The sequence below is a fragment of the Flavobacterium pedocola genome, from assembly GCF_053764385.1.
This window is the reverse complement of the sequence record NZ_JBSNCR010000004.1, coordinates 379,383-406,208: the sequence shown is the minus strand read 5'-3', so window position 1 is coordinate 406,208 and position 26,826 is coordinate 379,383. Positions and strand designations below refer to the sequence as shown.

The following is a 26,826-nucleotide window of genomic DNA, read 5'->3' as shown; positions in this document are numbered from 1 at the left end:
GATCAGCAAGCCGAATTTTAACATTTTACACCTACTTTTTGCCTTCTCATAGGTTATTTTTGTAACTGAAAATTTAGCTACTGATTCCCCAGATGTCGAAAACCGCACAACTTCGTAAAAACCACAAATGGATTGTCCTGCAAAAACTAAGCATCGTTTCTCTGTTGATTGGTTTTCTGTGTGCCTTCATGGCGGTTTCCTTAAAACGCCTGACGGAACATTACGAAGAAATCCTGTTTCACAAAGCGAACCTTAACTGGATATTTTTCCTGGTTTTCCCTGTTTTCGGGCTTTCGGTGATTTACTTCCTTCGTCGGTATCTTTTCAAAAAGAAAGAAAACAAAGGCATCAAAGAGATTTTCGAAACTACAAATTCTGCCAACAAAAAACTTCCTGTCTATAAAGTCCCTTCCCATTTTTTCAACGGATTACTTACAGTCGTTTTTGGCGGTTCCACAGGAATTGAAGTATCGACGGTGGTGGCTTCGGCGGCTATCGGTTCTGTGGCCCAACAGAAGGAGAACATGTTCCGACGTTACAAAACCGAACTCATCTGTGCCGGGATTGCTGCGGGTATAACCGCCCTGTTCAGCAGTCCGATTGCCGGGATTCTTTTTTCTTTCGAAGTGGTTTCCAAAAAAGTAACCAAAGCCTTTGCGTTTACCACCATTTTAGCGGTAGCAATCGCCTATGGTTTCATCCTTATATTAGACGAAAAACCGCTGTTTGAAGTAACGGTATCGACCTGGCATTTTTATGCTTTTCCTTATTTTCTGTTGCTGGGAGTTTTAGCAGGCGCTAATTCGGTTTACCTGACCAAATCGGTTATTTTCATTAAAAAAAGGTTTACCCAAATCGAGAAAACTTCAGCCAGAATCCTGATTGGTTCTGCTATTATCGGTACATCTTTATTGCTACTTCCGCAATTGTACGGAGAAGGATACCATGCAGTAAAAAACATATTATCCGGTGCCGATTCCGTGGTGCTGACGACTTCATTTGCGATAACTATTATTGGGATTTTATTACTTAAACCTATCATTACATCAATAACACTGGCTTCTGGCGGTGATGGCGGTGTATTTGCACCAAGTATGTTTATCGGTGCGTTTTTAGGATTGTTCTTAGCAAGTATTCTGAATACTTTTTTTGATGCCGGTGTGATTCCGGTCAATTTTATGATCATCGGAATGGCAGCTATGCTAAGCGCCAGTATTCATGCACCCTTCACGGCCTTATTCTTAATCTGCGGACTGATCAACGATTATACCTTGTTCTTCCCGATTCTGGCAGTAAGCCTGGTGTCTAAAACCACTGCAAAACTTATTTATCCCTATACCGTTTACAGTTATCAGCCACAACCTATTAAGTAAATATGCCGACGCAGAAGATAAAACGAGGGTACCGCAAAACACGCTATATTCTTTACAAGGAAACCCTTGTCGATTTTAAAGAACATTTCTGGGCTTTTGTCGGGGCATTTGTGGGCATCGGAACTATTGCTTATTTACAGTATGATGCTTTTCCAAAGCAGGATTTTGTCTTTTTAATCGGTTCCTTCGGGGCTTCCTGTGTTTTGGTTTACGGTGTGATTCAAAGCCCGTTAGCGCAACCCCGCAATCTTATTGGCGGCCATGTAATTTCGGCTATTGTTGGAGTGACCGCTGCAAAATTATTTCCGGACATCCTTTGGCTGGCTTCTGCTGTTGCCGTGGCTTCCGCGATTGTGATGATGCAGATTACCAAGACCTTGCATCCGCCTGGTGGCGCAACCGCTTTGATTGCCGTTACAGGTTCTCCGGCCATTTTAAAATTAGGGTATTGGTATGTACTTTCTCCCGTTTTGAGTGGCGCCGTAATTCTTTTAATCGTAGCTTTGATTTTCAACAACATGACTTCGAACCGTCAGTATCCGACCAATAAGAAGTTCACAAAATTCAAAAAAAGACTGATTAACCGAATCAAACCCGAATAATTATGCCGCATATGTTAGCCACGCTGAAAAACGTTCCATTGGAAACCATCAAAGAAATCTTGGAAAAAGACAGCGAATATCACGCGTCCCAAGGTATGTATCTGGAAAATATTTGGCAAAATGCCGATGATATAAACGAGGTGTTTTTTCTTTTCAGCATTGACAACATTCAAGCGACCAAGGCCTTGATCCATAAGTTGCATTCCGAAGCACTGGCTCAGGATCCAAACGTAAATCTGCCAACCATGACTTATCTGGACTAATGCTGCATCTCAACAAAATCCATCATATCGCCATTATCTGTTCCGATTATGAAAAATCGAAGTATTTCTATACGCAGCTTTTAGGTTTGGAAATCCTGCAGGAAGTGTATCGCACAGAGCGTCAATCCTACAAACTTGATTTAGCGGTAAACGGACTATATGCCGTAGAGCTTTTTTCGTTTCCCGATCCGCCCAAAAGAGTTTCCAGACCGGAAGCAGCAGGGCTCAGGCATCTTGCCTTTGAAGTTAATGACATTGAAAAGACAAGGGCTTTCCTGCTTTCCAACGGAATTGAGGCCGAAACCATCCGAATCGATGAATATACTGACAAGTCATTTTTCTTCATTGCCGACCCTGACGGTTTGCCTATCGAATTCTATGCGAGCTGATTAAAATCTTATCAACAATTCGCAAATCCGACCTCTAAATTCGCAATTATATTTTACCTTTGACCTTTCCAAAAATTACACAAATCATGGTTTATAAGTTTAGAGTGATATTAGATGCTGAAGAAGATATTTTCCGCGATATTGCCATCCTTGAAGACGATTCATTAGAAGATTTACACAACGCCATCGTGAATGCTTTCGGGTTCGACGGTATGGAAATGGCTTCATTTTACACGTGTGATGATGCCTGGACACAGGAAGACGAAATTCCTTTGTTTGACGCCGGAGATGTTCCCGGAGAAATGAAAACCATGGCCGATTATCCGTTATCGTCAATTTTGAATGAAGACGACACTAAAATTATTTACGTTTACGACTTCTTCAACATGTGGACATTCTTTGTGGAATTAGCCGCTGTAGAAACCGAAGAGCCAGGCGTTATCTATCCGGATTTACTTTTCGCACACGGGGAATTGCCAAGCGATGCGCCAACCAATGATTTCAAATCGCCAACGATTTCAAAAGACGACATCTATGGTGATTTTGAAGACGATATCGATGATGAGGACTACGACATGTTTGACGGAGACGATTCTTTCGAAGACTTTGGGTACGAGGACAATAACTGGAATTAGTTTTAGGAAGCAAGAGACAAGAAGCAAGAGACAAGATATACTTGATAATAAACTGGGACCAAGATTTGAGATTTTTCTTTTTTCTTGGTTCTTTCATCTAAAATACAAGCAAAATGATTAATCTTTTCAACACTCACATCGACAATTTATCCATCCACCGCGTTGGAAACAAAAGCCGTAACGAAGCAATTTTCCTTTCGGAGCAGCCTTACAATCTTAACGATGAGATTATGCCGCTTTTGAAGGAGTTTTTCTTCAAGCCTTTCCGTGATAAGGAAGAAAATTACTTCCAGTTCGCACACGATGTAGATCTGGATTACAACGAAATGTACAATTTTGCCAATGAGATTTTCGCGAATCCGGGCAGCGTACATGAAGTTTCCAAAAAGATTACCAAGCACTTGTTCGAGCAGTCGAACCATCCGCATATTAAAAACGGAGAGGTTTATGTGGCTTACCTGACCAATGTTTCCATCGACAACAATGTGGTGGATGCCATCGGTGTTTTCAAAAGTGAATTAAAAGCGGATTTCCTTCAGTTCGAAGAGAAAGAATCCAATCTGGAGATGATTCTGCAACAAGGGATCAACCTAAATAAACTTGACAAAGGCTGTCTGATCTTCAACTACAAAAAAGAAGAAGGCTACAAGATTTTAACCGTAGACAGCAACCGTTACGATGCCCGTTATTGGTTAGAGCATTTCCTTTCAGTAGATGCGTTCCAGGATGAAAACTTCATCACTAAAAAATACCTGAAATTCTGCCAGGACTTCGCAAAAGAAGTTGTTTTACCTGCGGAAGACAAAAAAGAAGAAGTAATGTTCATGAACCGTGCCGTAAACCACTTCGCGAAAAACGACAACTTCGAGGAATCCTTGTTCCTAAATGAAGTGATTGACAATCCGGACCTGATTTCGGAGTTCAAAAACTTCAAAGTAGACAAAGGCGAAAAATACAGCATTGAAGATTTAACAACCTTCCCTATCGCCAACGCTGCCGTTTCCGATGCGCGTAAAAAGATGAAAAACGTAATCGAACTGGATACCAACATTCAGATCAAACTGGATTTCATCAACCCGGAAAGCGCCGAAAAATTCGTGGAAAAAGGCTGGGACGAAGAAAAACAGATGTATTACTACTTAGTGTATTTCAACAAAGAACAAAAAAGTTAATACAACTCAATACAAAATCCCCGATGGCAGAAACTGTCGGGGATTTTTTTATGGAACCCACTTATCGCTCATCGTATAATCGTTATTTTTGTTACTACCAATAAACTTAATTATGAAACATTTTTTTACGCTCTTTTTACTTTTATTTTCCTTACTGACGTTTTCACAAAACCAAAAATTAGGAAGCGATTTCATTCAGACTTTGCTGGTGGATAAAAAATACGAAGAAGCCTACTCCTATTTTGATGAAGCCGTAAAAGCACAACTTCCGCTGCCGGTTCTGGTGCAAACCTCAAAGCAAATTGAAATGCAATTGGGTAAATTCAAAACCGTCTTGGAGATCAATGAATTAGATGGCGTCTATTATTACTATTCCGAATTTGAAAAAATGAAACTGGACATCAAGATTGTTCCCGAAAAAACCACCGGTAAAATTGCGGGTTTCTTTTTCACGCCTCACAAAGAATTCGGTAAAGAAAACTCGATCGGCAAAGCATACAACATAAAAAGTAACGGTGTCGAACTAAAAGGTACCTTACTGATTCCTGCTGAAAATAATCTTAAAAAATTAGTGATTCTTTTACACGGATCCGGGCCACAGGACAGGGACGAAACCATTTGGGAAAACAAACCGTTTAAAGATACAGCGGAAAGTTTATACCAAAAAGGCATTGCTTCCTACCGCTTCGACAAAAGAACATTTTCCAACCCGGAATCTTTTACGGAACAGAGCACCATCGATGATGAAGTCGTTTCAGATCCGCTGAACATCATTGCGCATTTTAAAGCAGATCCTGCTTACAAAGACTATGAAATCACATTGATCGGACATAGCCTGAGTGCTAATTTATTACCCCGAATTGCCAACAAAACGACACAGGTTTCCAAAATAGTGCTTATGGCGGGGAACGCAAGACCTTTAGACAAACTTATTGTTGAACAATACGAGTACTTAGTCGGTTTGAAGCCATCCGAAGAAGGGAATGCTGAAATAACTAAAATAAAAGAAAAAGTGGCTTTCTTAAATTCAAAAGAGTTTAACCTGCAAGCCCCTAAAGACAAATTGCCCCTGGATCTTTCCGCCGCGTATTGGAAATCTTTATTGGACTATCAACCTTTAACCGAAGTTCAAAAAACAAAAATCCCTATTTTAGTTTTACAGGGAGAAAGGGATTATCAGGTTACCATGACAGATTTTAACCTGTGGAAAAAAACACTTCAAAAGAACAAAAGAGCGAAATTCATCAGCTATCTTGCTCTAAATCATTTATTCATAAGCGGAACAGGAAAACCGAATCCGGATGAGTATTTAGTAAAATCAAAAGTCGACCCAAAAGTAATCGATGATATTTTCAGTTTTATTGTGGCAAAATTATAGGTTCAACTTTTTAAGAAAAAAGAACCCTAAACACATATTATAATATTGATATTCAATAAAATACAGAATCCTCAAGCAGCAATGTTTGGGGATTTTTTCTTATATTTGGTATACCCTTAAGCAATCTGCTCTACTGAAAATCATTTTAATGGCTCAATATCATTTGGAGGTGAAGCCGTAAATCACTTTAAAAAACGGGGCAGAACCGAAAAGCCATACGAGTAGGAGTATCTTAACTTTTAAAATTATGCCTAAATATGTAATCGAAAGGGAAATTCCAGGAGCCGGAAACCTGAATTCCGAACAGTTAAAAGACATTTCAAAAACTTCCTGTGATGTTTTAAGAAAAATGGGATCGGAAATCCAATGGCTGCACAGTTATGTCGCCAATGACAAAATTTATTGCGTATACATTGCACCAAACGAAGAAATGGTTCGCGAGCATGCAAGACAGGGAGGCTTCCCGGCAAACGCTGTCAGTAAAGTAAGTACGGTTATTGATCCTACTACATCCGAGTAATTTTTTTCATAATTTAAAAAGATAAGGTCTTTACGGCCTTTTTTATTTGCCTTTCACAACAATAAAAGGTAAATTACGCAGTTATTCTTTATTTGCTTTAAATGTCCAATCGAATACTATTGTTGTTTTTTTTGCTGTTTTTTTCCCTTCAGCCTCTTGCTGCACAGGTAAAAAACGTATCGCAGGACACCACCAAAGTGTACAATAAGATTGAACAGTATTCCAAGAAAAGGAAATTTACAAAATTCGTCCATCGGTTAATTTTCAAACCCACCTCTAAAACTTCAGATTCCAGACGAAAAAAACAAACAAAACCCAACAAAAACCTTTTTGCGAAATACGAAGGTAAAATCATCCGTAATATTACCATTGAAACCCTAGATCCCTTTGGATATTCTGTCGATAATCCGAATAAAAAACCAAAAAAATGGATTGAGAAGACCGGTAATGTCATTCATCGCAGAACCCGAAAATGGACCATCCGCAACAACTTACTTTTTAAAAAGAACGACCGTTTGGATTCCCTGCTGGTTAAAGAATCCGAGCGACTTATACAACGGCAGCGGTATATCCGAAATGTTAGTATCAAACCCGTTGCCATCAATACCAGCCAAGACTCTGTTGATATTTCTATTGTTGCCCTGGATTCCTGGAGTTTGATCCCAACCGGTTATGTTTCGACTTCCAACGGAAACCTTGAGCTAACAGAGCGAAATTTCATGGGTATGGGGCATGAGTTTGAAAACAATTTCAGAAAACGTTTTTCAGACGACGAAAGCGCCTACGGTATGCGCTACACCATTCCCAATTTTAAGAACACTTTCATTACCACTACCCTGTTGTATGACGTAAGTTTCGACAACAATTACGTAAAAAGTGTTTCCATGGACCGTTCTTTTTTCTCGCCTTATACACGATGGGCTGCGGGTGCCGGCTTTCAACAGCGTTTTTACACAGATTCCCTGAGCAATCTGGCCAATGAGAGCAAAGTCTTTAATTTCAAATTTGAAACCCTGGACCTCTGGGCCGGTCACTCCTTCCGTATTTTTAAAGGAAAAACGGAAGACGACCGAATTTCCAATTTGGTTACAACGCTTCGTTTTTCAAATCAAAAGTTTATCGAAAAACCGCTGCCTGAATTTGATCCGTATCGGTATTTCACGGATTCTAAACTGTATCTGACCAGTATCGGTATCACTTCCAGAAAGTTTATCCAAGACAGATATCTTTTCAACAACGGGATTCCGGAATATGTACAGATTGGAAAGACATATTCGGTCACAACAGGTTTTCAGGATAAAAATTACAACAAACGAGGCTATTTTGGCGGGCGATTCGCTTTTGGAGGTTTTTACCGATTGGGGTATTTCAGTGGCGGAATTGAATTCGGCAGCTTTTTTAATCACGGAAATCCCGAACAGACCGCCGTTCGCCTGGATGCTCTTTATTTTTCAGACCTAATCGAACTGGGCAACTGGAAAATCCGCCAGTTCATCAGCCCGCAACTTATCATCGGAAACAATCGCTTCCCTTTAAAAAATGATTTGGTAAACATCAATGACCGCAACGGAATCCAGGGTTTCAGTTCCAATTTATACGGAACAAAAAAACTCCTGACGACTTTCCAGACGCAAACCTATGTACCGGGAAGTTTGTATGGTTTCCGTATGAGCCCGTTCTTCAATGCCACTTTCGGAATGGTTTCAGATAAAAGCCAAACCCTGTTGAGCGGTCGTTTGTACTCAAAATTCGGTCTTGGTGTCTTGATCAGTAATGATTATCTGGTGTTCAACAGTTTTCAGATTTCTTTTTCGTATTACCCGAACATACCGGATGCCGGGGACAACATCTTAAAAACCAACACCTTAAAAAACAGCGACATCGAACTGCCCGATTTCCAGATTGGAAAACCCTACATAGTTCCTTTTCAGTAAGTAACAAAACGCACAGTGATTCGTCTAACAATAACAATCAAAAAACAAACATATTGGAAACTATCCTAACCATCGACAATCTTAACAAACATTACGGAAAAGTTCATGCCGTAAAGAATGTTTCTTTCGAAATAAAAAAAGGGAATGTTTACGGGATTTTAGGCCCTAATGGAAGTGGAAAATCCACAACATTGGGGATCATTTTAAATGTAGTGAACAAAACTTCCGGAGACTACAAATGGTTTGACGGAAAATCAAACACTCATGAAGCCCTGAAAAAAGTAGGCGCCATTATTGAGCGTCCGAATTTCTATCCCTACATGACCGCTGAAGAAAACCTGAAACTGGTTTGTAAAATCAAAGGGATTCAGTACGAAAAAGTAGATGAAAAACTTGAAGTAGTTGGGCTTTTGGACCGTAAAGACAGTAAGTTCCGAACGTTTTCACTCGGAATGAAACAGCGTTTGGCGATTGCTTCGGCTTTGTTAAACGACCCCGAAATCCTTATTCTTGACGAACCTACCAACGGATTGGATCCTCAGGGAATCCGCCAGATCCGTGACATCATCAAACATATTGCCTCATTGGGCACCACCATTTTACTGGCATCTCACCTTTTGGATGAAGTGGAAAAAGTGTGTTCGCACGTTGTGGTACTCCGAAAAGGAGAAATCCTGTACTCCGGTTCTGTTGACGGTATTGTGGCCAACGAAGGTTTTTTCGAACTGCAGACCAACGACAACGTACTGTTGAAATCCCTACTTCAAAACCATGCTTCCGTTGAGAAGATTGAAGAAGAAGACGGGAAATTGTATGTCTACCTGAGAGCACCGTGGGAAGCTGCCGAGCTGAACCGTTATCTGTTTCAGAACAACATCAGTTTAAACCATCTGGTGAAGCGTAAACACAGCCTTGAAGAGCAGTTTTTACAACTTACCAGTCATCAGTCATAAGAAGCACAAGAAAGGGAAAAGGGAAAAGCGAGAAGAAAAAGAGAAACATGATGATTGAAACTATCAAATCCCAAATAACCCAATAACCAATCAACAAATAACCAACAAAAATGAAACGTCTTTTAGATATAGAATTACAGAAACTTTGGAAAAACAGAGCCAGCAAAGTCTTAATCATTGCTTATTTTGTGCTGCTTTCCTTTATCGCCTTAATAGCTTCCATCAAATTTGAATTTGGCGCTTTCCAGCTACACATTGCCGAACAGGGAATTTTCAACTTCCCTTATATCTGGCATTTTAACACTTGGGTAGCCGCAATCCTGAAACTATTTTTAGCCATTGTTATCGTGTCGATGATGGCCAACGAGTACAGTTATGGTACCTTGAAACAGAATTTGATTGACGGGATGAGCAAAAAAGAGTTCATTCAGTCGAAATTTTCCACGATAGTGCTTTTCGCCTTAGGATCAACAGTTTTCGTCTTCCTGATGTCGCTGATTTTAGGCTACACCTTTTCTTCTTATAACGAAATCGGCATCGTTTTTTCTGATCTGGAGTATCTTGTTGCGTACTGTATCAAATTGATCGGGTTCTTCTCATTCTGTCTGTTTTTAGGGATTTTAGTGAAACGTTCGGCTTTTGCATTGGGCTTTTTATTTGTTTGGAACATTGCCGAAGGAATTGCCATCGGCCTGATGAAATGGAAATTCTTCAAAGACACCAATATCGCTGAAAAGGTAAGCCAGTTCTTCCCGTTGGAATCGATGAGCAACCTGATTAAAGAACCTATTTCAAGACTGTCCGTTATTAAAAGTGCCGGGGAAATGATCGGTGGTAAAGCCTTTGAAAAAGACTACAGCGTGCACTATTACGAAATTCTGATCGTCTTGGCATGGACTGTTATTTTTGTGTTAATGTCATATAAAATTCTGCAAAAAAGAGATTTATAGTATCTTTGCAGATGCTATGCACGAATACAAAAAGTTTATTCTCTCTTTATTTTTGATGTTGATAACCTATTCAGCATCTGCACAATACATTACCATAGACAATTCAAAAAACCCAACGGAACTGGTTCAGTCCTTATTTCCGGCGGGAAGTTGCATTCAGCCTACAAATATCCGCATAAACGGTTATGATTTTGGTGCAGGCGAAAAAAGCTTTGCGGCATTTGACAGCAATGGTTCCGGTTTTCCGCTTGCCAAAGGATTGCTTATTTCCACGGGAAAAGCAAGTTCGGCAGAAGGGCCTAACGCTTCTCTTTTAAGCGAAGGACCAACCGGTTGGGCTGGTGACAGTGATTTGGAGACCGCCATCAGTGAAACCAGCACCATAAACGCTACTGTAGTTGAATTCGACTTTACAGCAGTTACCGATTACATGAGTTTCGATTATATTTTTTCTTCGGAACAATACCTGTCGAATCCGGGAGCGAACCAATGTAATTATTCGGATGGTTTTGCTTTTTTATTGCGTCAGAACAGCAGTACAGTTTATCAGAACCTAGCCGTTATTCCAGGCACCTCTATCCCGGTAAAAGTAACGACTGTAAGAGCGCAAACGCCTAACTGTCCTGCGGCAAACCCAGGTTATTTCGGTGGGTTCAACGGGACAAACCACCCGACCAACTTTAACGGGCAAACCATTGTATTAAAAGCCGAGGCCAATATCGTTCCCGGTGCTTCCTATCATATTAAAATGGTCGTTGCCGATCAGGGTAACAACTTGTACGATTCGGCTATTTTTATTGGTGGAGAGAGTTTCGAAAACGAAATCAATATTGGAACCGACCGGCTTTTTATCACAAACAACCCGCTATGTGAAGGAGAATCGCTATCTATAACCCCTACACCGCTTCCGGGCGCCTTGAATTTTACCTGGAGCAAAAACGGAACGCCTATTTCTGGACACATTAATACCTCTTCTCCGGATTACACCATTACCGAACCCGGAACTTATACGTTTTCGACTGTGCTTCCGTCCTGTACCGTTCGGGGGTATATTACCGTGGAATATGCATCGCTTACCGCTAATGATACTTCTTTGACCCAGTGTGACGACAATAATGACGGAATAACCACTTTTAACCTGACCACAGCAGCCAATATTATCACCGGAGGCAATGCTAATATGACGATTGAAGGCTATTATCAAACACTTACCGACGCGCAAAACCTGCAAAACAGGATAAACAACCCTGCAAATTTCCAAAACCTGCTTACGGACAATACTGTTACGGTAAGGGTTAAAAACCAATACAATTGTGTAGCCTATGCCGAAATTACCCTGCAGATTGCCAATAACACATTGAACAGTATTCCTCCGGTTGAAAAATGCGATGCCGATAACGATCAGGATGGAATCACACAATTCGACCTGAATGAAATCACGCAGACAATTGAGGACAACAATACTTTACCCGTCGGCAGTGTGCTACACTATTTCAGTAGCGCCTCGGATGCAGTTTTGCTGAATAATCCAATAAGCAGTCCATTTACGAATACACAGGCCAATACACAAATTCTTTACGCAAGAATTGTCAATGGTTCAGAATGTTACGGCATTCTTCCGGTGAGTCTAAAAGTTAACACTTTTTCACCGAATGATTTTGAGGATGAAACCAAAGCTCTTTGTCTTGGCAATACGCTGACACTTGGTGTTCAAAACGGTTTTTCTTCTTACAGTTGGAACACTACTCCTGTACAAACCACTGCTTCAATTACTGTTTCATCACCAGGGACTTATACCGTGACAGTAACCAACAACAAAGGATGTAGGGCCTCAAAAACATTTACGGTAACGGCCTCTGCAGCTGCTACCATTACCAATATCGAAGTAGAGAGCTTTAATGGTCACAACAACGCTATTTTAATCCATGTAACAGGAATTGGGGATTATGAATATTCACTGGACAATCTGAATTTTCAGGACAGCAACCTTTTTTCAGGACTGCCTCCTGGGGAATATACGGTGTATGTTCACGACAAAAACAATTGTGGCATCACAATATCAGAACTGGTTTATGTATTGGATTACCCTAACTTTTTTACGCCTAACGGTGACGGGTTTAATGATTTTTGGCAGATAGAGAATCTTTCCTTGAAACACCCGGGTGCTAAAATCTACATTTTCGATCGTTACGGAAAACTGCTTAAACAACTGAGTTCCACAGGTATCGGCTGGAATGGATCCTTCAACCACAACCCATTACCGTCTAACGATTATTGGTTTACACTTGAACTTGAAAACGGCAGAATAATAAAAGGCCATTTTGCTTTGAAAAGGTAAGAGTTTCCGTTACTTTTGCCGCAAAAGTTATATTATGTGGAGTTTCAGGTCAAAAGGCTTATTTTTATTTTTTTTCATTTGTTTTCAGCTTTCTTTTTCACAAAATGATTGTACGGATGCGATTGTCGCCTGCGGTAACAGCAATTTCAGCGGACTTTCTGCCACCAATGCGGGAATTCAGGAGTTGAGCGGTTCCAATTCGTGTTCCAGTGAAGAAAACAACAGTATCTGGCTAAAAGTGGTTATTGAAAACAGTGGAACCCTGGCCTTTACACTAACCCCTGAAAACCCTGATATAGACGTAGATTTTGACTTTTTTGTTTTTGGTCCTAATGCGACCTGTGGCAACATTGGAATGGCCATAAGATGTTCTACCACCAATCCGGCAGCGTCTAATCAGACAAACAACCTGACGGGGCTTTCGGATACGGAAACCGATGTAAGTGAAGGACCGGGCCCTGCGGGGAACAGCTTTGTAAGTTCCATCAACGCAACGGCCGGCGATGTTTATTTTATTGTTATTGACCGACCTGTCGGAACCAGTAACTTTTCGTTAGATTGGACAGGGACGGCGACTTTCAGTACCCCACCGACAGTAAACAATACTACCAGCGGAAACACTCTAGATATCAGTAAATGTGACACAGACGGCACAGACGACGATGTTACTAATTTCGATTTAACCCCTAGCAGTGCTCTGGCCATCGGAGCCCAATCCAATGTGGTAGCTACCTTCCACTTGAACCTAAACGATGCCCTGACTAACACCAATGGCGTTTCCAATCTTACAAACTTCAGAAACACCTCAAACCCGCAACAGCTTATCCTACGATTAACCAATAGTATAACCGGATGTTTTTCAACCAAGGAGATCAATTTAAACGTAACACCTTTTACTACCAACGATCCGGCTAATCTGCACGAATGCGATTTAGACAATAACGGTTTTACAGCTTTCAATTTAAATGACAACAATGCTGTTCTGACCAATAACGACCCAAGTTTGACCATCACTTATCATCCCTCAAACGGAAGTCCGACGGTTTTACCCAACCCGTATACCAATCAAGCCGCTTTTACCAATGAAACAGTTTGGGCAAAAATCACTTCCGCTAACGGTTGTTTTGTATACAAACCTTTCGACCTGATTATTGAAAGGATTCCAAACGCGGTTGCTTCTCAATTGACCCAGTGTGATTTTCAGTTAAGCCCTGATGGTTTCACCACTTTTGAATTAACGCAGGCCAATTCGGCACTAACAGGCGGCAATAGCAATTATACCACTTCATTCTTCCTGACTGCTACCGATGCACAGGCTAATACAGGTGCTTTAAACAGTACTTTCATCAATACCCAAAACCCGCAAAATATAGCGGTTAAGGTTACTGACACTACAACTGGTTGTTACAGCATAACCACTTTGACCTTGAACGTAAATGTTAATCCTACTGTCACAGCTACTTTACACCATTGTGACGACGACGGAGCTGAAGACGGGTTCACGGAATTTGATTTAGCCGATGCAGGTTTTGAAACCGGCGGAAACACAGTCACTTATTTCGCTACGAGTAATGATGCCTTGCTTGAAACAAATGCATTACCTGTAAACTACACCAATACACAAGGAAATACACCCATAACTCCTCAAGTGGTATATGCCAGAATTGAGAACGGAAACGATTGTATCGGTATCAACATCATCCGATTGATCGTAGACAAACTACCTTCAATTACCATCAATGATAACGATGTTTACTGTTTAAACAAACCTACTGTTCCGGTTACCTTAAACGCTGGAATTGGCACACAAAACCCTAACAGTTTTACCTACAGCTGGACGCCAAATGGTGAAACTACTCAAACGATCAATGTACTTGCAGCAGGAACCTATACCGTAAAGGTCACCAACAGTCTTGGCTGTTTTAAAGTGAGAACCGTTATCGTAAAAGAATCGGATTTGGCGGTTGTGGAAAATGTTGAAATCGTAGATTTAAGCGATAACAACACAGTTACCGTATTTGTTCAGGGTGATGAAAACGATTATACTTACAGTCTGGATTTACCAAACGGCCCTTTTCAGGACAGCAATTATTTTGACAACGTAACACCGGGTATTCACAATATTTACATTTCCGATAAGGATGGCTGCGGAATTCAAAAACACGAGATTTCACTGTTGAGCATCCCGAATTTCTTTACACCAAATGGTGACGGTTTTAATGACACCTGGAAAATAAAAGGAATGGAACGAGGGCATTTCAGCAACAGTATCATTTACATCTTTGACCGTTTTGGAAAACTTTTAAAACAAATGTCCCCTAGCGGTGAAGGCTGGAACGGAACGTTTAACGGGCAACCGGTTCCTTCTTCCGATTACTGGTATGTAATGCATTTGGAAGACGGCCGAACAGTTAAAGGCCACGTATCCATAAAAAGATAACCAAATAAAAAGCAATAAAAAAACCACTCAATTGAGTGGTTTTTTATTTATAACATCTTGAAATTAATCAATTTTGAAACGTTTTCTGTCGTTCTCGTTTAGGTAGATTTTACGTAAACGTAACGATTTCGGTGTAACTTCTACGTACTCATCTTTCTGGATGTACTCTAAAGCTTCTTCCAAAGAGAATTTGATTGCCGGGATAATTCTTGTCTTATCATCAGCTCCTGCAGAACGGAAGTTAGTTAACTGTTTCGTTTTCGTGATATTGATTACCATATCATCCCCACGAGAGTTTTCACCCACTACCTGTCCTTCGTACACATCTTCATTCGGATCTACGAAGAATTTACCTCTGTCCTGTAATTTGTTGATGGAATAAGGAATTGCTTTTCCGTTTTCCATAGAAATTAACGAACCGTTGATACGTCCAGAGATTTCCCCTTTGTACGGTTGGTATTCCAAGAAACGGTGTGCCATGATTGCCTCACCAGCGGTAGCAGTTAACAACTGATTTCTCAAACCGATAATACCTCTTGAAGGAATGTTGAATTTGATGATCATACGCTCACCTCTTGGCTCCATGCTTAACATTTCCCCTTTACGAACGGTTACGAATTCTACTGCTCTACCGGAAACGTTTTCAGGTAAATCAATTGTTAATTCTTCGATCGGCTCACATTTCACTCCATCAATTTCTTTGATGATAACCTGTGGCTGACCGATTTGCAACTCGTATCCTTCACGACGCATGGTCTCAATTAAAACCGATAAGTGCAATACTCCACGTCCGAAAACCATGAATTTATCAGCAGAATCTGTTTCGTTAACACGAAGTGCTAAGTTTTTCTCCAACTCTTTAGTCAAACGGTCTTTTACGTGACGGGAAGTAACGAATTTACCTTCTTTACCAAAGAAAGGCGAATCATTAATAGTGAACAACATACTCATTGTTGGCTCATCAATAGCGATAGACGCTAATGCTTCCGGATTTTCGAAATCTGCAACAGTATCACCGATTTCAAAACCTTCTAAACCAACAATCGCACAAATATCTCCAGCCATTACACTTTCTACTTTTTTACGGCCTAAACCATCAAAAGTGTGTAATTCCTTAATTTTAGATTTGATGATTTTCCCATCGCGTTTTACAAGGGAAATGTTCTGGTTTTCTTTTAACTCTCCTCTTTGCAAACGACCGATAGCAATACGACCTGTAAAAGATGAGAAATCCAAAGAAGTAATCAACATCTGAGGTGTTCCTTCGGATACTTTTGGTGCAGGGATGTGCTCCAATACCATATCTAAAAGCGGCTCGATGTTTTCCGTTTGATTTCTGAAATCCGTAGACATCCAGTTATTTTTAGCCGAACCGTAAACCGTTGGGAAATCCAACTGCCACTCCTCTGCACCTAATTCAAACATTAAGTCGAAAACTTTCTCGTGTACTTCTTCCGGCGTACAGTTTTCTTTGTCAACCTTATTTACTACCACACATGGTTTTAATCCTAAATCGATTGCTTTCTGCAATACGAAACGGGTTTGCGGCATTGGTCCTTCGAAAGCATCCACCAACAACAAAACACCGTCTGCCATGTTTAGTACACGCTCTACTTCACCACCGAAATCGGCGTGACCCGGAGTATCGATAATATTAATTTTAGTTCCTTTGTACGTTACGGAAACGTTTTTGGAAACGATAGTAATTCCACGCTCTCTCTCAAGGTCGTTGTTGTCTAATATTAAATCACCGGTGTTCTCGTTATCACGGAACAATTGGCAATGATACATGATTTTGTCAACCAAAGTCGTTTTACCGTGGTCAACGTGGGCAATAATCGCGATGTTTCTAATTGAAGTCATATACTAATTTTGAAGGTGCAAAAGTACAACATTTTTTTGGATTAAAAATCCTAATTATGAAGTAGTTAGCAAAAATTTAATCTTTTAATGATACAAAAAAAGCCCTCAAAATGAGAGCTTTAGTATTTTCACGAGAAACGTCCTACTATAAAGCAGCTACGTGTCTTGTTAATTTAGATTTTAAGTTTGAAGCTTTATTAGCGTGGATGATGTTTTTCTTCGCTAATTTGTCAATCATAGAGATAACTGAAGATAATTTTGCAGCTGCCTCAGATTTGTCAGTCGCTAAACGGATTGCTTTGATAGCATTACGTGTAGTTTTGTGCTGGTATCTGTTTAATACTCTTTTCTTTTCGTTGCTTCTGATTCTTTTTAAAGCTGACTTATGATTTGCCATTTTCTGAAATTTTTAATTGTAATAATTATTTTAAACTACTAGTTAAAAAAGAAAAACCTCCCACAATTATATTAAAACAATCACTTTGGTTTTAACTAATAAAACAAGGGCCGAGACACCAACCGTTATTTCATAAAACTTATTTACAACTAATTTTGTAGCCCGTAGGGGAATCGAACCCCTCTTACCAGGATGAAAACCTGGCGTCCTAACCGATAGACGAACGGGCCAAGACTGTTTTTAGAGTTTTCAGTAAACTGTGTAGCCCGTAGGGGAATCGAACCCCTCTTACCAGGATGAAAACCTGGCGTCCTAACCGATAGACGAACGGGCCATATTAGAAAAAAAGTTGTAGCCCGTAGGGGAATCGAACCCCTCTTACCAGGATGAAAACCTGGCGTCCTAACCGATAGACGAACGGGCCTCTTTTTCTAATTGCGGTTGCAAAAATACAACTATTTTTTATTCCTGCAAGCCTCCTTTTAAAAAAAAACTAATTTTTTAATATGCCTTAGCAAAAAGCACTCTGCCTGAGGATGGTTTACCTGTAAAAATGCAGCTTCCCGCCTCTTCTTTCCTGTCTAAAGCAATGCAGCGAATGGTTGCTTTTGTAAGTTCTTTTATCTTTTCTTCGGTCTCTGGAGTACCATCCCAATGGGCTGCCAAGAAACCTCCTTTGGTCTCCAATAATTCCTTGAACTCTTCGAACGAATTTACTTCCGTAATATGTGAATTTCTGTAATCCAGAGCCTTACCAAACAAATCGCTTTGGATTTGCTCTAATAAATTCTGAATATAACCCACAATTCCTTCTTTGGAAACCGTTTCTTTTGTTAACGTATCACGACGGGCCACTTCATAGGTTCCGTTCTCCAAATCGTTCGGACCGATTGCCAAACGAACCGGAACACCTTTCAATTCCCATTCCGCAAATTTAAATCCTGGTTTTTGCGTGTCCCTGTCATCAAATTTAACCGAAATACCGGCTTTGCGCAAATCATTCATCAATTCGTTTACCTGAGCGGAAATCGCCTCTAATTGCTCATCCGTTCTGTGAATTGGAACAATTACCACCTGGATCGGCGCTAAATTCGGAGGCAATACCAAACCGTTATCATCGGAATGCGTCATCACCAAAGCTCCCATCAAACGCGTGGAAACTCCCCAAGACGTTCCCCAAACATGTTCCTGCTTCCCTTCTTTGTTGGCAAATTTTACATCAAAAGCTTTGGCGAAATTTTGCCCCAAAAAGTGTGAAGTCCCAGCCTGTAGCGCTTTTCCGTCCTGCATTAATGCTTCAATACAATACGTTTCTTCTGCTCCGGCAAAACGCTCGGTTTCGGTTTTCACTCCTTTTACGACCGGAATCGCCATGAAGTTTTGAGCAAAATCTGCATACACATCCATCATTTGTACCGATTCCTCAATTGCCTCTTGCTTAGTAGCGTGAGCGGTATGCCCTTCCTGCCACAAAAATTCCGCGGTACGCAAAAACAAACGCGTACGCATTTCCCAACGCACAACGTTCGCCCATTGATTGATTAACAACGGTAAATCTCTATAGGATTGCACCCATCCTTTGTAAGTGGACCAAATGATCGCCTCACTGGTTGGACGCACGATTAATTCTTCTTCTAATTTTGCATTCGGATCAACAATTAGTTTCCCTTTATTTTCTTCATCGGTTTTTAATCGATAATGGGTAACGATTGCACATTCTTTTGCAAATCCTTCCGCGTTTTTTTCCTCAGCTTCGAACATACTTTTGGGCACAAATAGCGGAAAATATGCGTTGCTATGACCTGTTTCTTTAAACATTCGGTCTAATTCTTTCTGCATTTTTTCCCAGATAGCATAGCCGTACGGTTTAATCACCATACATCCTCTTACTCCTGAATTCTCTGCTAAATCTGCTTTCACGACCAGTTCATTATACCATTTGGAATAATCTTCTGCTCTTTTTGTTAAGTTCTTGCTCATTTTTAAAACTTTGGCACAAATATTGTTTAACTTATCTTTGATACAATAGTTCGACAAAACTAGTTATTTTTGTTATGTCCAACAATAAAAAAACCAGCGATATGAAAACTTATTACCTATCCAGCCGAAAAGCATCCATTTACACACTATTTGGATTAGTAGGACTTTTGGCTACTTCTTGCGGTTCCTATCAGAATTCGTCGTATTACGACAACGATGGTGTTTATGGCAATTCCGATCGACCTCGTAACGAAGTCCAAAACAAGTACAGCGAAGAAAATGTCGCTCAAGCGAACAAGTATAAAGAATATTTCGGCGCTCAGAGAAACGAATATCCGGATGCGGGTGATGCAGTTTTTACCGATGTTGATAATTATTCTTCACAAAACGATTCGATTCAACCAACGCAGGCAAGACAAAGTTATGCCGGCTGGGGGGACAATTCCGATAATGTTACCATAAATTATTACACTAATGATTACTGGGGCTGGAACGGCGGATGGGGCTGGAACTCCTGGTATTCACCCGGATGGAACTGGGGCTGGGGATGGAATTCCTATTACGGAAGCTACTGGAATATAGGCTTCGGATGGGGCTATCCTTACTACGGCGGCGGATGGGGCTATCCTTATTACGGTGGCGGATGGGGTTATCCTTATTATGGCTATTATGGTCACCACCACCATCATTATTACAACAATTACGCCTATAATTACGGGCCAAGAGGCGGCAGACCGCACAATGATTACAGATCCGGAAACCCTAGAGGTTATTCTCCGGGCGTAAGAACAAATGCAACTCCAAGAGGCAATTACGCTTCACCAAGAAGTAATAATTTCGTAAATCCGAGAAGCAATTTTACCAATCCGAGAAGCAATGCTTCAAACCCAAGACCTACCTTTTCAAACCCAAGAGGTGAAGGGAATGGCAACCCAAGACAAAACACTATCGTAAATCCAAGAGGAAGCGAAGGAAATGTTGCACCTCAACCAAGAAATTACAGCGAACCTAGAAGCACCTCTCCAAGAAGCTACAGCGAACCAAGAAGCAGTTCTTCACCAAGAAGTTACAGCGCTCCTAGCTCTGGAGGTTATTCTAGCCCGAGAAGTTCAGGCTCTTCAGGAGGCGGAAGTTACGGTGGCGGTCGTTCAGGCGGCGGCGGTGGCAGAAGATAACATACAATTTTCCCAAGTCTGAGTAGTTAGACTTGGGATTTTTTTGTTCAATTGAAAAAACAAACACATGAAAAAATATCTACTTTCAGTATTTATACTAGTTTCCGGTTTTAATGCCTTTGCCCAGCAAACCACGGCATCAGACGCCTTGCGCCTTGCGGTTACGGACTTAAACGGAACAGCCCGCTTCCGGGCAATGAGTGGCGCTTTCGGAGCTGTTGGCGGCGATTTATCAGCCATTAACGTAAATCCGGCCGGTTCAGCTGTTTTCAACCACAATTCAGCCACCGGAACGCTTGGCATTTTTAACAGTAAGAACAATTCCAATTATTTCGGGACCTCTTCTTCTGATTCGGACAGCACATTGGACATCAGCCAATTAGGAGCTGTTTTTGTTTTTAACGACAACGGTAAAAGCGACTGGAAAAAAATTGCCATAGCATTCAACTTTGAACTTAACAACAATTTCAACAACAGCTATTTTTCAAGAGGAACCAACCCAACCACTTCGATTGGAAACTACTTTTTGAATTTTGCCAATACAGGAAATAACGGAAACATTTTCCCGCAAGACCTAATGGAAACACAACCGGGAGAATCCATTACCGACCTTTACGATTATTTAGCCGGTCTCTCAAACGGATTTGAGGCGCAACAGGCTTTTTTAGGCTATCAGGCTTACCTTTATAACTATAACGACGGAACCGCACCAGATCCGGACGTTGCTCCTTTTTACGAGTCTTACATCCCAGGCGGCAGCTTTTACCAGCAGAACAGCGTCGTAACCACTGGTTATAACGGAAAAATCACTGCTAACGTAGCCACACAATATCAGGATAAGTTATATTTCGGACTTAATTTAAATGCTCATTTTACCGATATCCGCAAAACTTCATCGGTTTACGAACGCAACGGTAATAATCCGGCCTTAGGTGTTCAGGAAATTCAATTTGACAACGAACTGTATACGTATGGTGGCGGATTCTCTTTTAATTTGGGTGTAATTGCTAAATTTTCCGAATCCTTCAGAGGTGGTCTAGCCTATGAGTCCCCAACCTGGTATCGTTTAAACGACGAACTGACACAGCAACTGATCAGTTCCAGAACGGATGACGGCGTCAACACAGAAACTACTTTTGTATCACCGGATATTACTAATATTTACGCTCCGTACAAAATCCAGACACCCGGAAAATTTACCGGTAGCTTAGCTTATGTGTTTGGTAAAAAAGGACTTATCAGTTTTGATTATGCCATTAAAGATTACAGCAACACGCAATTCCGTCCAAAAAGAGAGACAATGTACAGAGAATTAAACGCTGAAATGGCCGATGCACTTACCATGGCCAGCGAATTCCGTATCGGAGCGGAATACAAAATCAAACAGGCCAGTTTACGTGCCGGTTACCGTTATGAGGAAAGCCCATACAAAAACGGGAAAACCATTGGTGATTTAACAGGGTTTACAGCCGGTTTGGGTTACAACTTTATCGGTTCGCGTTTGGATTTGGCGTATTCGTTCTCAAAACGTGATTCGGAAATGCAGTTTGTATCGTCAGGAATGACCGATGCAGCTAAAATAAACACCAAAAACAACAACATTTTGATTTCCTATACCATGGATTTCTAAAATTCAACACGTTATAATTAAAAAAAGCTGCTTCTTACGGAGTGGCTTTTTTTATTCCCAAAAGCGTTCCCCAGCCCCGACAGCAGTGGTATCTTTTATACCTGACAGGTTTTTAAAAACCTGTCAGGTATAAAAATAAAACGGATGGCGGGACCGAACCTTTAAAAAAATCCTAAACGATGGTGCTCCTAAATATAAAAAGCGTAATTTTGCGCACTTTCTTAAAATAAGTTTCGTAAATATATGAGAACCAAGTCGTTAAAGAAAAATAAAATTAACGTTATCACTTTAGGATGTTCTAAAAACACCTACGATAGTGAAGTATTGATGGGACAACTGAAAGCCAATGGCAAAGAGGTTGTACACGAGCAGGAAGGGAATATCGTAGTGATTAACACTTGCGGATTTATCGACAATGCCAAAGAAGAATCGGTAAATACGATTTTGGAATATGCCGATAAAAAAGAGCAGGGCTTGGTGGACAAAGTTTTCGTAACCGGCTGTTTGAGCGAGCGTTACCGTCCGGACTTAGAAAAAGAAATCCCGAACGTGGACCAGTATTTCGGAACTACCGAATTGCCTTTATTATTAAAAGCGTTAGGAGCCGATTACAAACACGAACTGATTGGCGAGCGTTTGACGACCACGCCTAAAAACTACGCGTATTTAAAAATTTCAGAAGGATGTGACCGTCCGTGCAGTTTCTGTGCGATTCCTTTGATGCGAGGAAAACACGTTTCAACTCCTATTGAAAACTTGGTAATCGAAGCCGAAAAATTAGCTAAAAACGGCGTTAAAGAATTAATATTAATTGCACAGGATTTGACCTATTACGGTTTGGATTTATACAAAAAACGCAATCTTGCCGAATTACTGGAAGCTTTGGTAAAAGTGGAAGGTATCGAATGGATCCGTTTGCATTACGCCTTCCCTACCGGTTTCCCGATGGAAGTTCTGGATTTGATGAAACGCGAACCGAAAATCTGTAATTATATCGATATTCCGTTACAGCACATTGCCGACAATGTATTGAAATCAATGCGCCGTGGAACGACCTATGAGAAAACGACCAAGTTGCTGAAAGAATTCCGTGCTGCGGTTCCGGAAATGGCAATCCGTACAACTTTAATTGTTGGATATCCCGGTGAGACGGAAGAAGATTTCCAGATCCTTAAAAACTGGGTGGAAGAAATGAAATTCGAGCGTTTGGGTTGTTTCACCTATTCTCACGAAGAAAACACGCATGCTTTCAATTTAACGGATGATGTTCCGGACGAAGTAAAACAGGCACGTGCTGCTGAAATCATGGACATTCAGGCACAGATTTCCTGGGATCTGAATCAGGAGAAAATCGGTAAAACCTTCAAATGTATCATCGACAGAAAAGAAGGGCAGTATTTTATCGGAAGAACCGAATTCGACAGCCCGGACGTAGACAATGAAGTATTGATCGATGCCGCGAAATATTATTTAAAAACCGGTGATTTTGTAAATGTAACCATTACAGATGCCACTGAATTTGATCTTTACGGAGAGCCGCAAGCTTAATTGAAGACTTTCCTTAAAAATAAAAAACTCCATTTATCGCTAAATGGAGTTTTCTTTTTTTCAACTAACCTTTATTACTTAACTATACCTTTAAACGTTAACGTTTTAGGGGTTTCTTCCGCATTAGTGGTTACCGTAACCGTTTTATTGAAAGCCCCTTTAACCGCTGCGTTAAACGTAGCTTTGATTATTCCTGTTTTTCCAGGTGCGATCGGCTCTTTGGTGTACTCCGAAGCGGTACAACCACAAGATGGTCTTACATTAGTAATGATTACTGGTGCTTTACCGGTGTTCTTGAACTCAAATTCAATTACTTTTGGAGTCCCTTGAGGAATTTCCCCTACATCGACAGCCTCACTCTTCCAGCTGATTACGGAACCTGCAACTTCTTTTTTAACAGGCTCATTTTGTTTCGGATTTACCGAAAACGACATTAATCCCAGTGATAATGCCAACATTGAAACGATTACTGCTTTTTTCATAATTTTTTACTTTTTTTGGTTGAATAATTTAGTATTGGTTCTTTGCATTCTACATTTCAAAAGTAGTGCTATGTTGTTTTCCTAGCTGTTAACCGGTTTCAAATGTTTGTTAATGACTTGTTAACAGCAGTATTGCATCTAAATTTTGACTAATATTACAGTATCATATTTACAGTTCCCTTGAGAATAACCAAACTAAATATCAGCATTGTTTTAGGACTGATTGCCATTATCGGCATCTTGGTGTTACAATTGCTCTGGACGCAGGAAGCCTTTAAACTGGAAGAGAAAAAATTCAGCCAGAAGGCACATATCGCTTTGCTTGAAGTAGTAAAAAAACTGTATGAAGGGCTGAACAACGAACTTCCTTCCGACTATCCGGTACAGAAAGTTTCCAACGATTACTACATTGTGAATGTCGACAACGATTTCGAACCGGACATTCTGGAATATTATCTGAAAACCGAGTTTGAAAAAGTAAACATCTCCACCGATTTCGAATACGCCATGTACAATTGCCATAGCGATGAAATGGTGTACGGCAATTACATTTCGTTTTCGGATAAATCGAAATCAAAGCAGACGGTGCATTTCCCGAAACATAAAAACCTGGTGTATTATTTTGCCGTCCGTTTTCCTAACGAAAAAAGCTACCTGTTCAGTTCGCTTAAGTTCTGGTTCGTCCTTTCCCTTGCCATGATTGTTGTTTTACTGGTATATGTGTATTCAATTTTCACCCTTTTACAGCAGAAAAAATATTCGGAACTGCAACGGGACTTCATCAACAATATGACGCATGAGTTCAAAACGCCGTTGTCTTCTATTCTTATCGCTTCTAATTATTTAAGCAAACACGAATTAGTGAAATCCGATGAAAAGCTTGAAAAATATGCCGACATCATTGTAAACCAAGGCAATAAACTGAACCATCACATCGAAAAAATATTGAATATCGCCAAATCCGACAATGGCCCGATGCAGCTCAACCATGAGGAGATTTCCGTGCAACAGGTGCTTGAAAAGGTTATCGAGAACATTCAGCTCAAACATCCGGAAGCGGATATAAAAATCGTTGCTGCAGACCACGATTACACGATTACAGCCGATGAATTCCATTTCTCCAATCTTGTTTACAACCTGATTGACAATTCGATAAAATACTGCGAAACCAAACCACAGATCAGCATTCGTTTATCCAAGGAAGCCAAACTCCTGCGCATGGATTTCACCGACAACGGTTTAGGCATTCCAACTAAGAAACTGGCGTATATTTTTGACAAATTTTACCGCATTCCGAACAGTAAAAGCAATGAAGTTACCGGTTTTGGACTGGGCTTATACTATGTAAAGAAAATCTGCACGCTCCACAAATGGAAAATCAGTGCAAAAAACAACAACAGCCAAGGCCTTACCATTTCAATCTTAATACCAAACGACAATGAGCGTATTTAAAATCCTTTATGCCGAAGACGATGAAACGCTGGCCTTTCTAACGAAGGACAATCTGGAACAGCACCAGTATTCGGTTACGCATTGTAACAACGGTAGCAAATGCCTGGAAGCGTTTAAAAAAGAAGCTTTTGATATTTGCATTTTGGACATCATGCTGCCAAAGATGGACGGTTTTGAACTGGCTACGGAAATACGCAAAATCAATTCTGATATCCCGATTATTTTTCTTTCGGCCAAAACCCTTAAAGAAGACAGGATCAAAGGATTACGCTTGGGCGCCGACGATTATCTGGTAAAGCCTTTCAGCATTGAAGAATTGGTATTGAAGATCGAAATTTTCCTTAAGCGGTCGCAAAAAAACAAGACTGAAGAAAAGTCACTGTACAACGTTGGCAAATACAGTTTTGATGCTAAAAACTACTTGATTTTCAACGAAAACGAAAAAATAAGCTTAACCCAACGCGAAGCGGAATTACTGAAATTATTTCTTGACAACAAAAACGAAGTCCTTAAACGCGAACAGATTTTAAAAGCGCTTTGGGGCAACGACGATTACTTCATGGGAAGAAGCCTTGACGTGTTTATTTCCAGGCTGCGAAAAATCCTTATAAACGAGGAAGGCATCTCCATTGAAAACCTCCACGGCATCGGATTTAAATTCTCCTCAACTGGTTAATTTACAACACCTTTCACCCTTTTAACATTTGTTGAGGAAAAACCACAATAAAACTTTTTTAGGTTTATCTAATATTGTAGTGTACAACACAAAAGCCAAAAACATGATACCGGAAAGTTTATCAATTGTGGAGAGACAGATTTTAGTCAACCAGTTTCGCATTCTTTCTAAAATGGAAAGCGACAGCCAGGAGTATGAAATTAAAATCGAGATATTGGAGAACGGATATACGGAACAGTATTTTGAAATTTTTGATGTAAATACAGAAGAGATTCCGTTGGAAATATGTGAAGAGACTACTCAGATCCTGCACATGTACCGTCGCATCAATTCTACGATCAAATCCATGTCGGCAAAAGAAAAAGCAGAACTTGATCTTGAAAAATTAGCCTTCGTGGGATTTGATGCCAATCGCGATCCGCACTACCACTATATGAATTTCATGATTGACAAAATGAATTTATGGCGTGAGCACCGCGGAATGTACCTGGATTCAAGAGACCGTTTTTCGTTATCCAAATACAGAAAGCTACTTGAATACCAATACGATTTACTGGAAAACGACCAATATGATCTTAGCAAAGATGATTTAAAATACATGATTGATCTTTTAAGCGCTGCTAAAAAAGTGATTTCAATTGCTACATAAACCACACACACATTTTTTATAGATACG

Annotated in this window: 23 protein-coding genes and 3 tRNA genes; 19 read left to right on the top strand and 7 right to left on the bottom strand. The window is 40.4% G+C overall.

Going from position 1 to position 26,826, the window contains the following annotated elements:
* Positions 1 to 92 precede the first annotated feature (92 nt).
* The 13 genes from ACWPKD_RS11800 (at position 93) to ACWPKD_RS11740 (ending at position 14,947) form a co-directional block, all read left to right on the top strand.
* Positions 93 to 1,373, top strand: coding sequence for a chloride channel protein (locus ACWPKD_RS11800; protein WP_455412875.1), 1,281 nt, complete (start codon positions 93 to 95; stop codon positions 1,371 to 1,373).
* Positions 1,374 to 1,375: 2 nt separating this feature from the next.
* Positions 1,376 to 1,975: an HPP family protein gene (locus ACWPKD_RS11795; RefSeq protein WP_455412874.1), complete on the top strand. Its 600-nt coding sequence runs from the start codon at positions 1,376 to 1,378 to the stop codon at positions 1,973 to 1,975.
* A gap of 2 nt (positions 1,976 to 1,977) precedes the next feature.
* The gene (locus ACWPKD_RS11790) at positions 1,978 to 2,238 is read left to right on the top strand and encodes a hypothetical protein (RefSeq protein WP_455412873.1); all 261 of its coding nucleotides are present in this window, start codon (positions 1,978 to 1,980) and stop codon (positions 2,236 to 2,238) included.
* The gene (gene gloA2, locus ACWPKD_RS11785; RefSeq protein WP_455412872.1) at positions 2,238 to 2,627 is read left to right on the top strand and encodes an SMU1112c/YaeR family gloxylase I-like metalloprotein; all 390 of its coding nucleotides are present in this window, start codon (positions 2,238 to 2,240) and stop codon (positions 2,625 to 2,627) included. The genes ACWPKD_RS11790 and gloA2 overlap by 1 nt, the downstream gene beginning before the upstream one ends.
* 86 nt (positions 2,628 to 2,713) lie before the next feature.
* Positions 2,714 to 3,262, top strand: coding sequence for an IS1096 element passenger TnpR family protein (locus tag ACWPKD_RS11780; RefSeq protein WP_455412871.1), 549 nt, complete (start codon positions 2,714 to 2,716; stop codon positions 3,260 to 3,262).
* A gap of 113 nt (positions 3,263 to 3,375) precedes the next feature.
* On the top strand, positions 3,376 to 4,434 hold the full coding sequence (locus ACWPKD_RS11775) for a nucleoid-associated protein (RefSeq protein ID WP_455412870.1): 1,059 nt from the start codon (positions 3,376 to 3,378) through the stop codon (positions 4,432 to 4,434).
* A 112-nt stretch (positions 4,435 to 4,546) separates the two neighbouring features.
* The gene (locus ACWPKD_RS11770; RefSeq protein WP_455412869.1) at positions 4,547 to 5,812 is read left to right on the top strand and encodes a DUF3887 domain-containing protein; all 1,266 of its coding nucleotides are present in this window, start codon (positions 4,547 to 4,549) and stop codon (positions 5,810 to 5,812) included.
* Positions 5,813 to 6,059: 247 nt separating this feature from the next.
* Positions 6,060 to 6,332, top strand: a complete 273-nt coding sequence (locus ACWPKD_RS11765; RefSeq protein WP_455412868.1) for a DUF4242 domain-containing protein — start codon at positions 6,060 to 6,062, stop codon at positions 6,330 to 6,332.
* Positions 6,333 to 6,433: 101 nt separating this feature from the next.
* The gene (locus tag ACWPKD_RS11760) at positions 6,434 to 8,266 is read left to right on the top strand and encodes a hypothetical protein (RefSeq protein WP_455412867.1); all 1,833 of its coding nucleotides are present in this window, start codon (positions 6,434 to 6,436) and stop codon (positions 8,264 to 8,266) included.
* Between the two features lie 53 nt (positions 8,267 to 8,319).
* Positions 8,320 to 9,219, top strand: coding sequence for an ABC transporter ATP-binding protein (locus ACWPKD_RS11755; RefSeq protein WP_455412866.1), 900 nt, complete (start codon positions 8,320 to 8,322; stop codon positions 9,217 to 9,219).
* A gap of 110 nt (positions 9,220 to 9,329) precedes the next feature.
* Positions 9,330 to 10,169 carry an ABC transporter permease gene (locus ACWPKD_RS11750; protein WP_455412865.1) on the top strand — a complete coding sequence of 280 codons (840 nt, stop codon included), beginning with the start codon at positions 9,330 to 9,332 and terminating at the stop codon, positions 10,167 to 10,169.
* A gap of 55 nt (positions 10,170 to 10,224) precedes the next feature.
* Positions 10,225 to 12,507: a choice-of-anchor L domain-containing protein gene (locus tag ACWPKD_RS11745; RefSeq protein ID WP_455412864.1), complete on the top strand. Its 2,283-nt coding sequence runs from the start codon at positions 10,225 to 10,227 to the stop codon at positions 12,505 to 12,507.
* Positions 12,508 to 12,541: 34 nt separating this feature from the next.
* Positions 12,542 to 14,947, top strand: a complete 2,406-nt coding sequence (locus ACWPKD_RS11740) for a T9SS type B sorting domain-containing protein (RefSeq protein WP_455412863.1) — start codon at positions 12,542 to 12,544, stop codon at positions 14,945 to 14,947.
* A gap of 63 nt (positions 14,948 to 15,010) precedes the next feature.
* On the opposite strand, the gene typA is transcribed toward ACWPKD_RS11740, so the two are convergent.
* The 6 genes from typA to proS all read right to left on the bottom strand — a co-directional run bounded on the left by typA (position 15,011) and on the right by proS (position 19,187).
* Positions 15,011 to 16,810, bottom strand: a complete 1,800-nt coding sequence (gene typA, locus ACWPKD_RS11735; RefSeq protein ID WP_455412862.1) for a translational GTPase TypA — start codon at positions 16,808 to 16,810, stop codon at positions 15,011 to 15,013.
* Between the two features lie 145 nt (positions 16,811 to 16,955).
* Positions 16,956 to 17,207, bottom strand: coding sequence for a 30S ribosomal protein S20 (gene rpsT / locus ACWPKD_RS11730; RefSeq protein WP_367230775.1), 252 nt, complete (start codon positions 17,205 to 17,207; stop codon positions 16,956 to 16,958).
* A 158-nt stretch (positions 17,208 to 17,365) separates the two neighbouring features.
* Positions 17,366 to 17,437 (bottom strand) — tRNA-Glu (locus ACWPKD_RS11725).
* A 32-nt stretch (positions 17,438 to 17,469) separates the two neighbouring features.
* Positions 17,470 to 17,541 (bottom strand) — tRNA-Glu (locus tag ACWPKD_RS11720).
* An 18-nt stretch (positions 17,542 to 17,559) separates the two neighbouring features.
* Positions 17,560 to 17,631 (bottom strand) — tRNA-Glu (locus ACWPKD_RS11715).
* Positions 17,632 to 17,708: 77 nt separating this feature from the next.
* The gene (gene proS, locus ACWPKD_RS11710) at positions 17,709 to 19,187 is read right to left on the bottom strand and encodes a proline--tRNA ligase (protein ID WP_455412861.1); all 1,479 of its coding nucleotides are present in this window, start codon (positions 19,185 to 19,187) and stop codon (positions 17,709 to 17,711) included.
* Positions 19,188 to 19,288: 101 nt separating this feature from the next.
* On the opposite strand from proS, the gene ACWPKD_RS11705 reads away from it, so the two are divergent.
* The 3 genes from ACWPKD_RS11705 (at position 19,289) to rimO (ending at position 23,540) form a co-directional block, all read left to right on the top strand.
* A complete protein-coding gene (locus tag ACWPKD_RS11705) occupies positions 19,289 to 20,362 on the top strand; it encodes a hypothetical protein (protein ID WP_455412860.1) in 1,074 nt (357 codons plus the stop codon).
* A gap of 67 nt (positions 20,363 to 20,429) precedes the next feature.
* On the top strand, positions 20,430 to 21,992 hold the full coding sequence (locus ACWPKD_RS11700; RefSeq protein WP_455412859.1) for an OmpP1/FadL family transporter: 1,563 nt from the start codon (positions 20,430 to 20,432) through the stop codon (positions 21,990 to 21,992).
* Positions 21,993 to 22,235: 243 nt separating this feature from the next.
* A complete protein-coding gene (gene rimO / locus ACWPKD_RS11695) occupies positions 22,236 to 23,540 on the top strand; it encodes a 30S ribosomal protein S12 methylthiotransferase RimO (RefSeq protein ID WP_455412858.1) in 1,305 nt (434 codons plus the stop codon).
* Between the two features lie 74 nt (positions 23,541 to 23,614).
* On the opposite strand, the gene ACWPKD_RS11690 is transcribed toward rimO, so the two are convergent.
* Positions 23,615 to 24,022 carry a DUF1573 domain-containing protein gene (locus tag ACWPKD_RS11690; protein ID WP_455412857.1) on the bottom strand — a complete coding sequence of 136 codons (408 nt, stop codon included), beginning with the start codon at positions 24,020 to 24,022 and terminating at the stop codon, positions 23,615 to 23,617.
* A gap of 180 nt (positions 24,023 to 24,202) precedes the next feature.
* On the opposite strand from ACWPKD_RS11690, the gene ACWPKD_RS11685 reads away from it, so the two are divergent.
* From ACWPKD_RS11685 to ACWPKD_RS11675, 3 genes are all read left to right on the top strand, one after another.
* Positions 24,203 to 25,474 carry a sensor histidine kinase gene (locus ACWPKD_RS11685; RefSeq protein ID WP_455412856.1) on the top strand — a complete coding sequence of 424 codons (1,272 nt, stop codon included), beginning with the start codon at positions 24,203 to 24,205 and terminating at the stop codon, positions 25,472 to 25,474.
* The gene (locus ACWPKD_RS11680) at positions 25,461 to 26,150 is read left to right on the top strand and encodes a response regulator transcription factor (protein ID WP_455412855.1); all 690 of its coding nucleotides are present in this window, start codon (positions 25,461 to 25,463) and stop codon (positions 26,148 to 26,150) included. The genes ACWPKD_RS11685 and ACWPKD_RS11680 overlap by 14 nt, the downstream gene beginning before the upstream one ends.
* A 103-nt stretch (positions 26,151 to 26,253) precedes the next feature.
* Positions 26,254 to 26,799 carry a YfbU family protein gene (locus tag ACWPKD_RS11675; RefSeq protein ID WP_455412854.1) on the top strand — a complete coding sequence of 182 codons (546 nt, stop codon included), beginning with the start codon at positions 26,254 to 26,256 and terminating at the stop codon, positions 26,797 to 26,799.
* Positions 26,800 to 26,826 lie beyond the last annotated feature (27 nt).

What these genes read in the sequence shown, in the direction of transcription:
- ACWPKD_RS11765 (WP_455412868.1), top strand. Translation starts at nt 6,060, where the DNA reads ATGCCTAAATATGTAATCGAAAGGGAAATTCCAGGAGCCGGAAACCTG.
- ACWPKD_RS11760 (WP_455412867.1), top strand. Translation starts at nt 6,434, where the DNA reads ATGTCCAATCGAATACTATTGTTGTTTTTTTTGCTGTTTTTTTCCCTT.
- ACWPKD_RS11675 (WP_455412854.1), top strand. Translation starts at nt 26,254, where the DNA reads ATGATACCGGAAAGTTTATCAATTGTGGAGAGACAGATTTTAGTCAAC.
- ACWPKD_RS11745 (WP_455412864.1), top strand. Translation starts at nt 10,225, where the DNA reads ATGTTGATAACCTATTCAGCATCTGCACAATACATTACCATAGACAAT.
- ACWPKD_RS11795 (WP_455412874.1), top strand. Translation starts at nt 1,376, where the DNA reads ATGCCGACGCAGAAGATAAAACGAGGGTACCGCAAAACACGCTATATT.
- ACWPKD_RS11705 (WP_455412860.1), top strand. Translation starts at nt 19,289, where the DNA reads ATGAAAACTTATTACCTATCCAGCCGAAAAGCATCCATTTACACACTA.
- ACWPKD_RS11740 (WP_455412863.1), top strand. Translation starts at nt 12,542, where the DNA reads ATGTGGAGTTTCAGGTCAAAAGGCTTATTTTTATTTTTTTTCATTTGT.
- ACWPKD_RS11800 (WP_455412875.1), top strand. Translation starts at nt 93, where the DNA reads ATGTCGAAAACCGCACAACTTCGTAAAAACCACAAATGGATTGTCCTG.
- ACWPKD_RS11750 (WP_455412865.1), top strand. Translation starts at nt 9,330, where the DNA reads ATGAAACGTCTTTTAGATATAGAATTACAGAAACTTTGGAAAAACAGA.
- rimO (WP_455412858.1), top strand. Translation starts at nt 22,236, where the DNA reads ATGAGAACCAAGTCGTTAAAGAAAAATAAAATTAACGTTATCACTTTA.
- ACWPKD_RS11780 (WP_455412871.1), top strand. Translation starts at nt 2,714, where the DNA reads ATGGTTTATAAGTTTAGAGTGATATTAGATGCTGAAGAAGATATTTTC.
- ACWPKD_RS11690 (WP_455412857.1), bottom strand. Translation starts at nt 24,022, where the DNA reads ATGAAAAAAGCAGTAATCGTTTCAATGTTGGCATTATCACTGGGATTA.
- ACWPKD_RS11680 (WP_455412855.1), top strand. Translation starts at nt 25,461, where the DNA reads ATGAGCGTATTTAAAATCCTTTATGCCGAAGACGATGAAACGCTGGCC.
- proS (WP_455412861.1), bottom strand. Translation starts at nt 19,187, where the DNA reads ATGAGCAAGAACTTAACAAAAAGAGCAGAAGATTATTCCAAATGGTAT.
- ACWPKD_RS11700 (WP_455412859.1), top strand. Translation starts at nt 20,430, where the DNA reads ATGAAAAAATATCTACTTTCAGTATTTATACTAGTTTCCGGTTTTAAT.
- ACWPKD_RS11790 (WP_455412873.1), top strand. Translation starts at nt 1,978, where the DNA reads ATGCCGCATATGTTAGCCACGCTGAAAAACGTTCCATTGGAAACCATC.
- rpsT (WP_367230775.1), bottom strand. Translation starts at nt 17,207, where the DNA reads ATGGCAAATCATAAGTCAGCTTTAAAAAGAATCAGAAGCAACGAAAAG.
- ACWPKD_RS11770 (WP_455412869.1), top strand. Translation starts at nt 4,547, where the DNA reads ATGAAACATTTTTTTACGCTCTTTTTACTTTTATTTTCCTTACTGACG.
- typA (WP_455412862.1), bottom strand. Translation starts at nt 16,810, where the DNA reads ATGACTTCAATTAGAAACATCGCGATTATTGCCCACGTTGACCACGGT.
- gloA2 (WP_455412872.1), top strand. Translation starts at nt 2,238, where the DNA reads ATGCTGCATCTCAACAAAATCCATCATATCGCCATTATCTGTTCCGAT.
- ACWPKD_RS11775 (WP_455412870.1), top strand. Translation starts at nt 3,376, where the DNA reads ATGATTAATCTTTTCAACACTCACATCGACAATTTATCCATCCACCGC.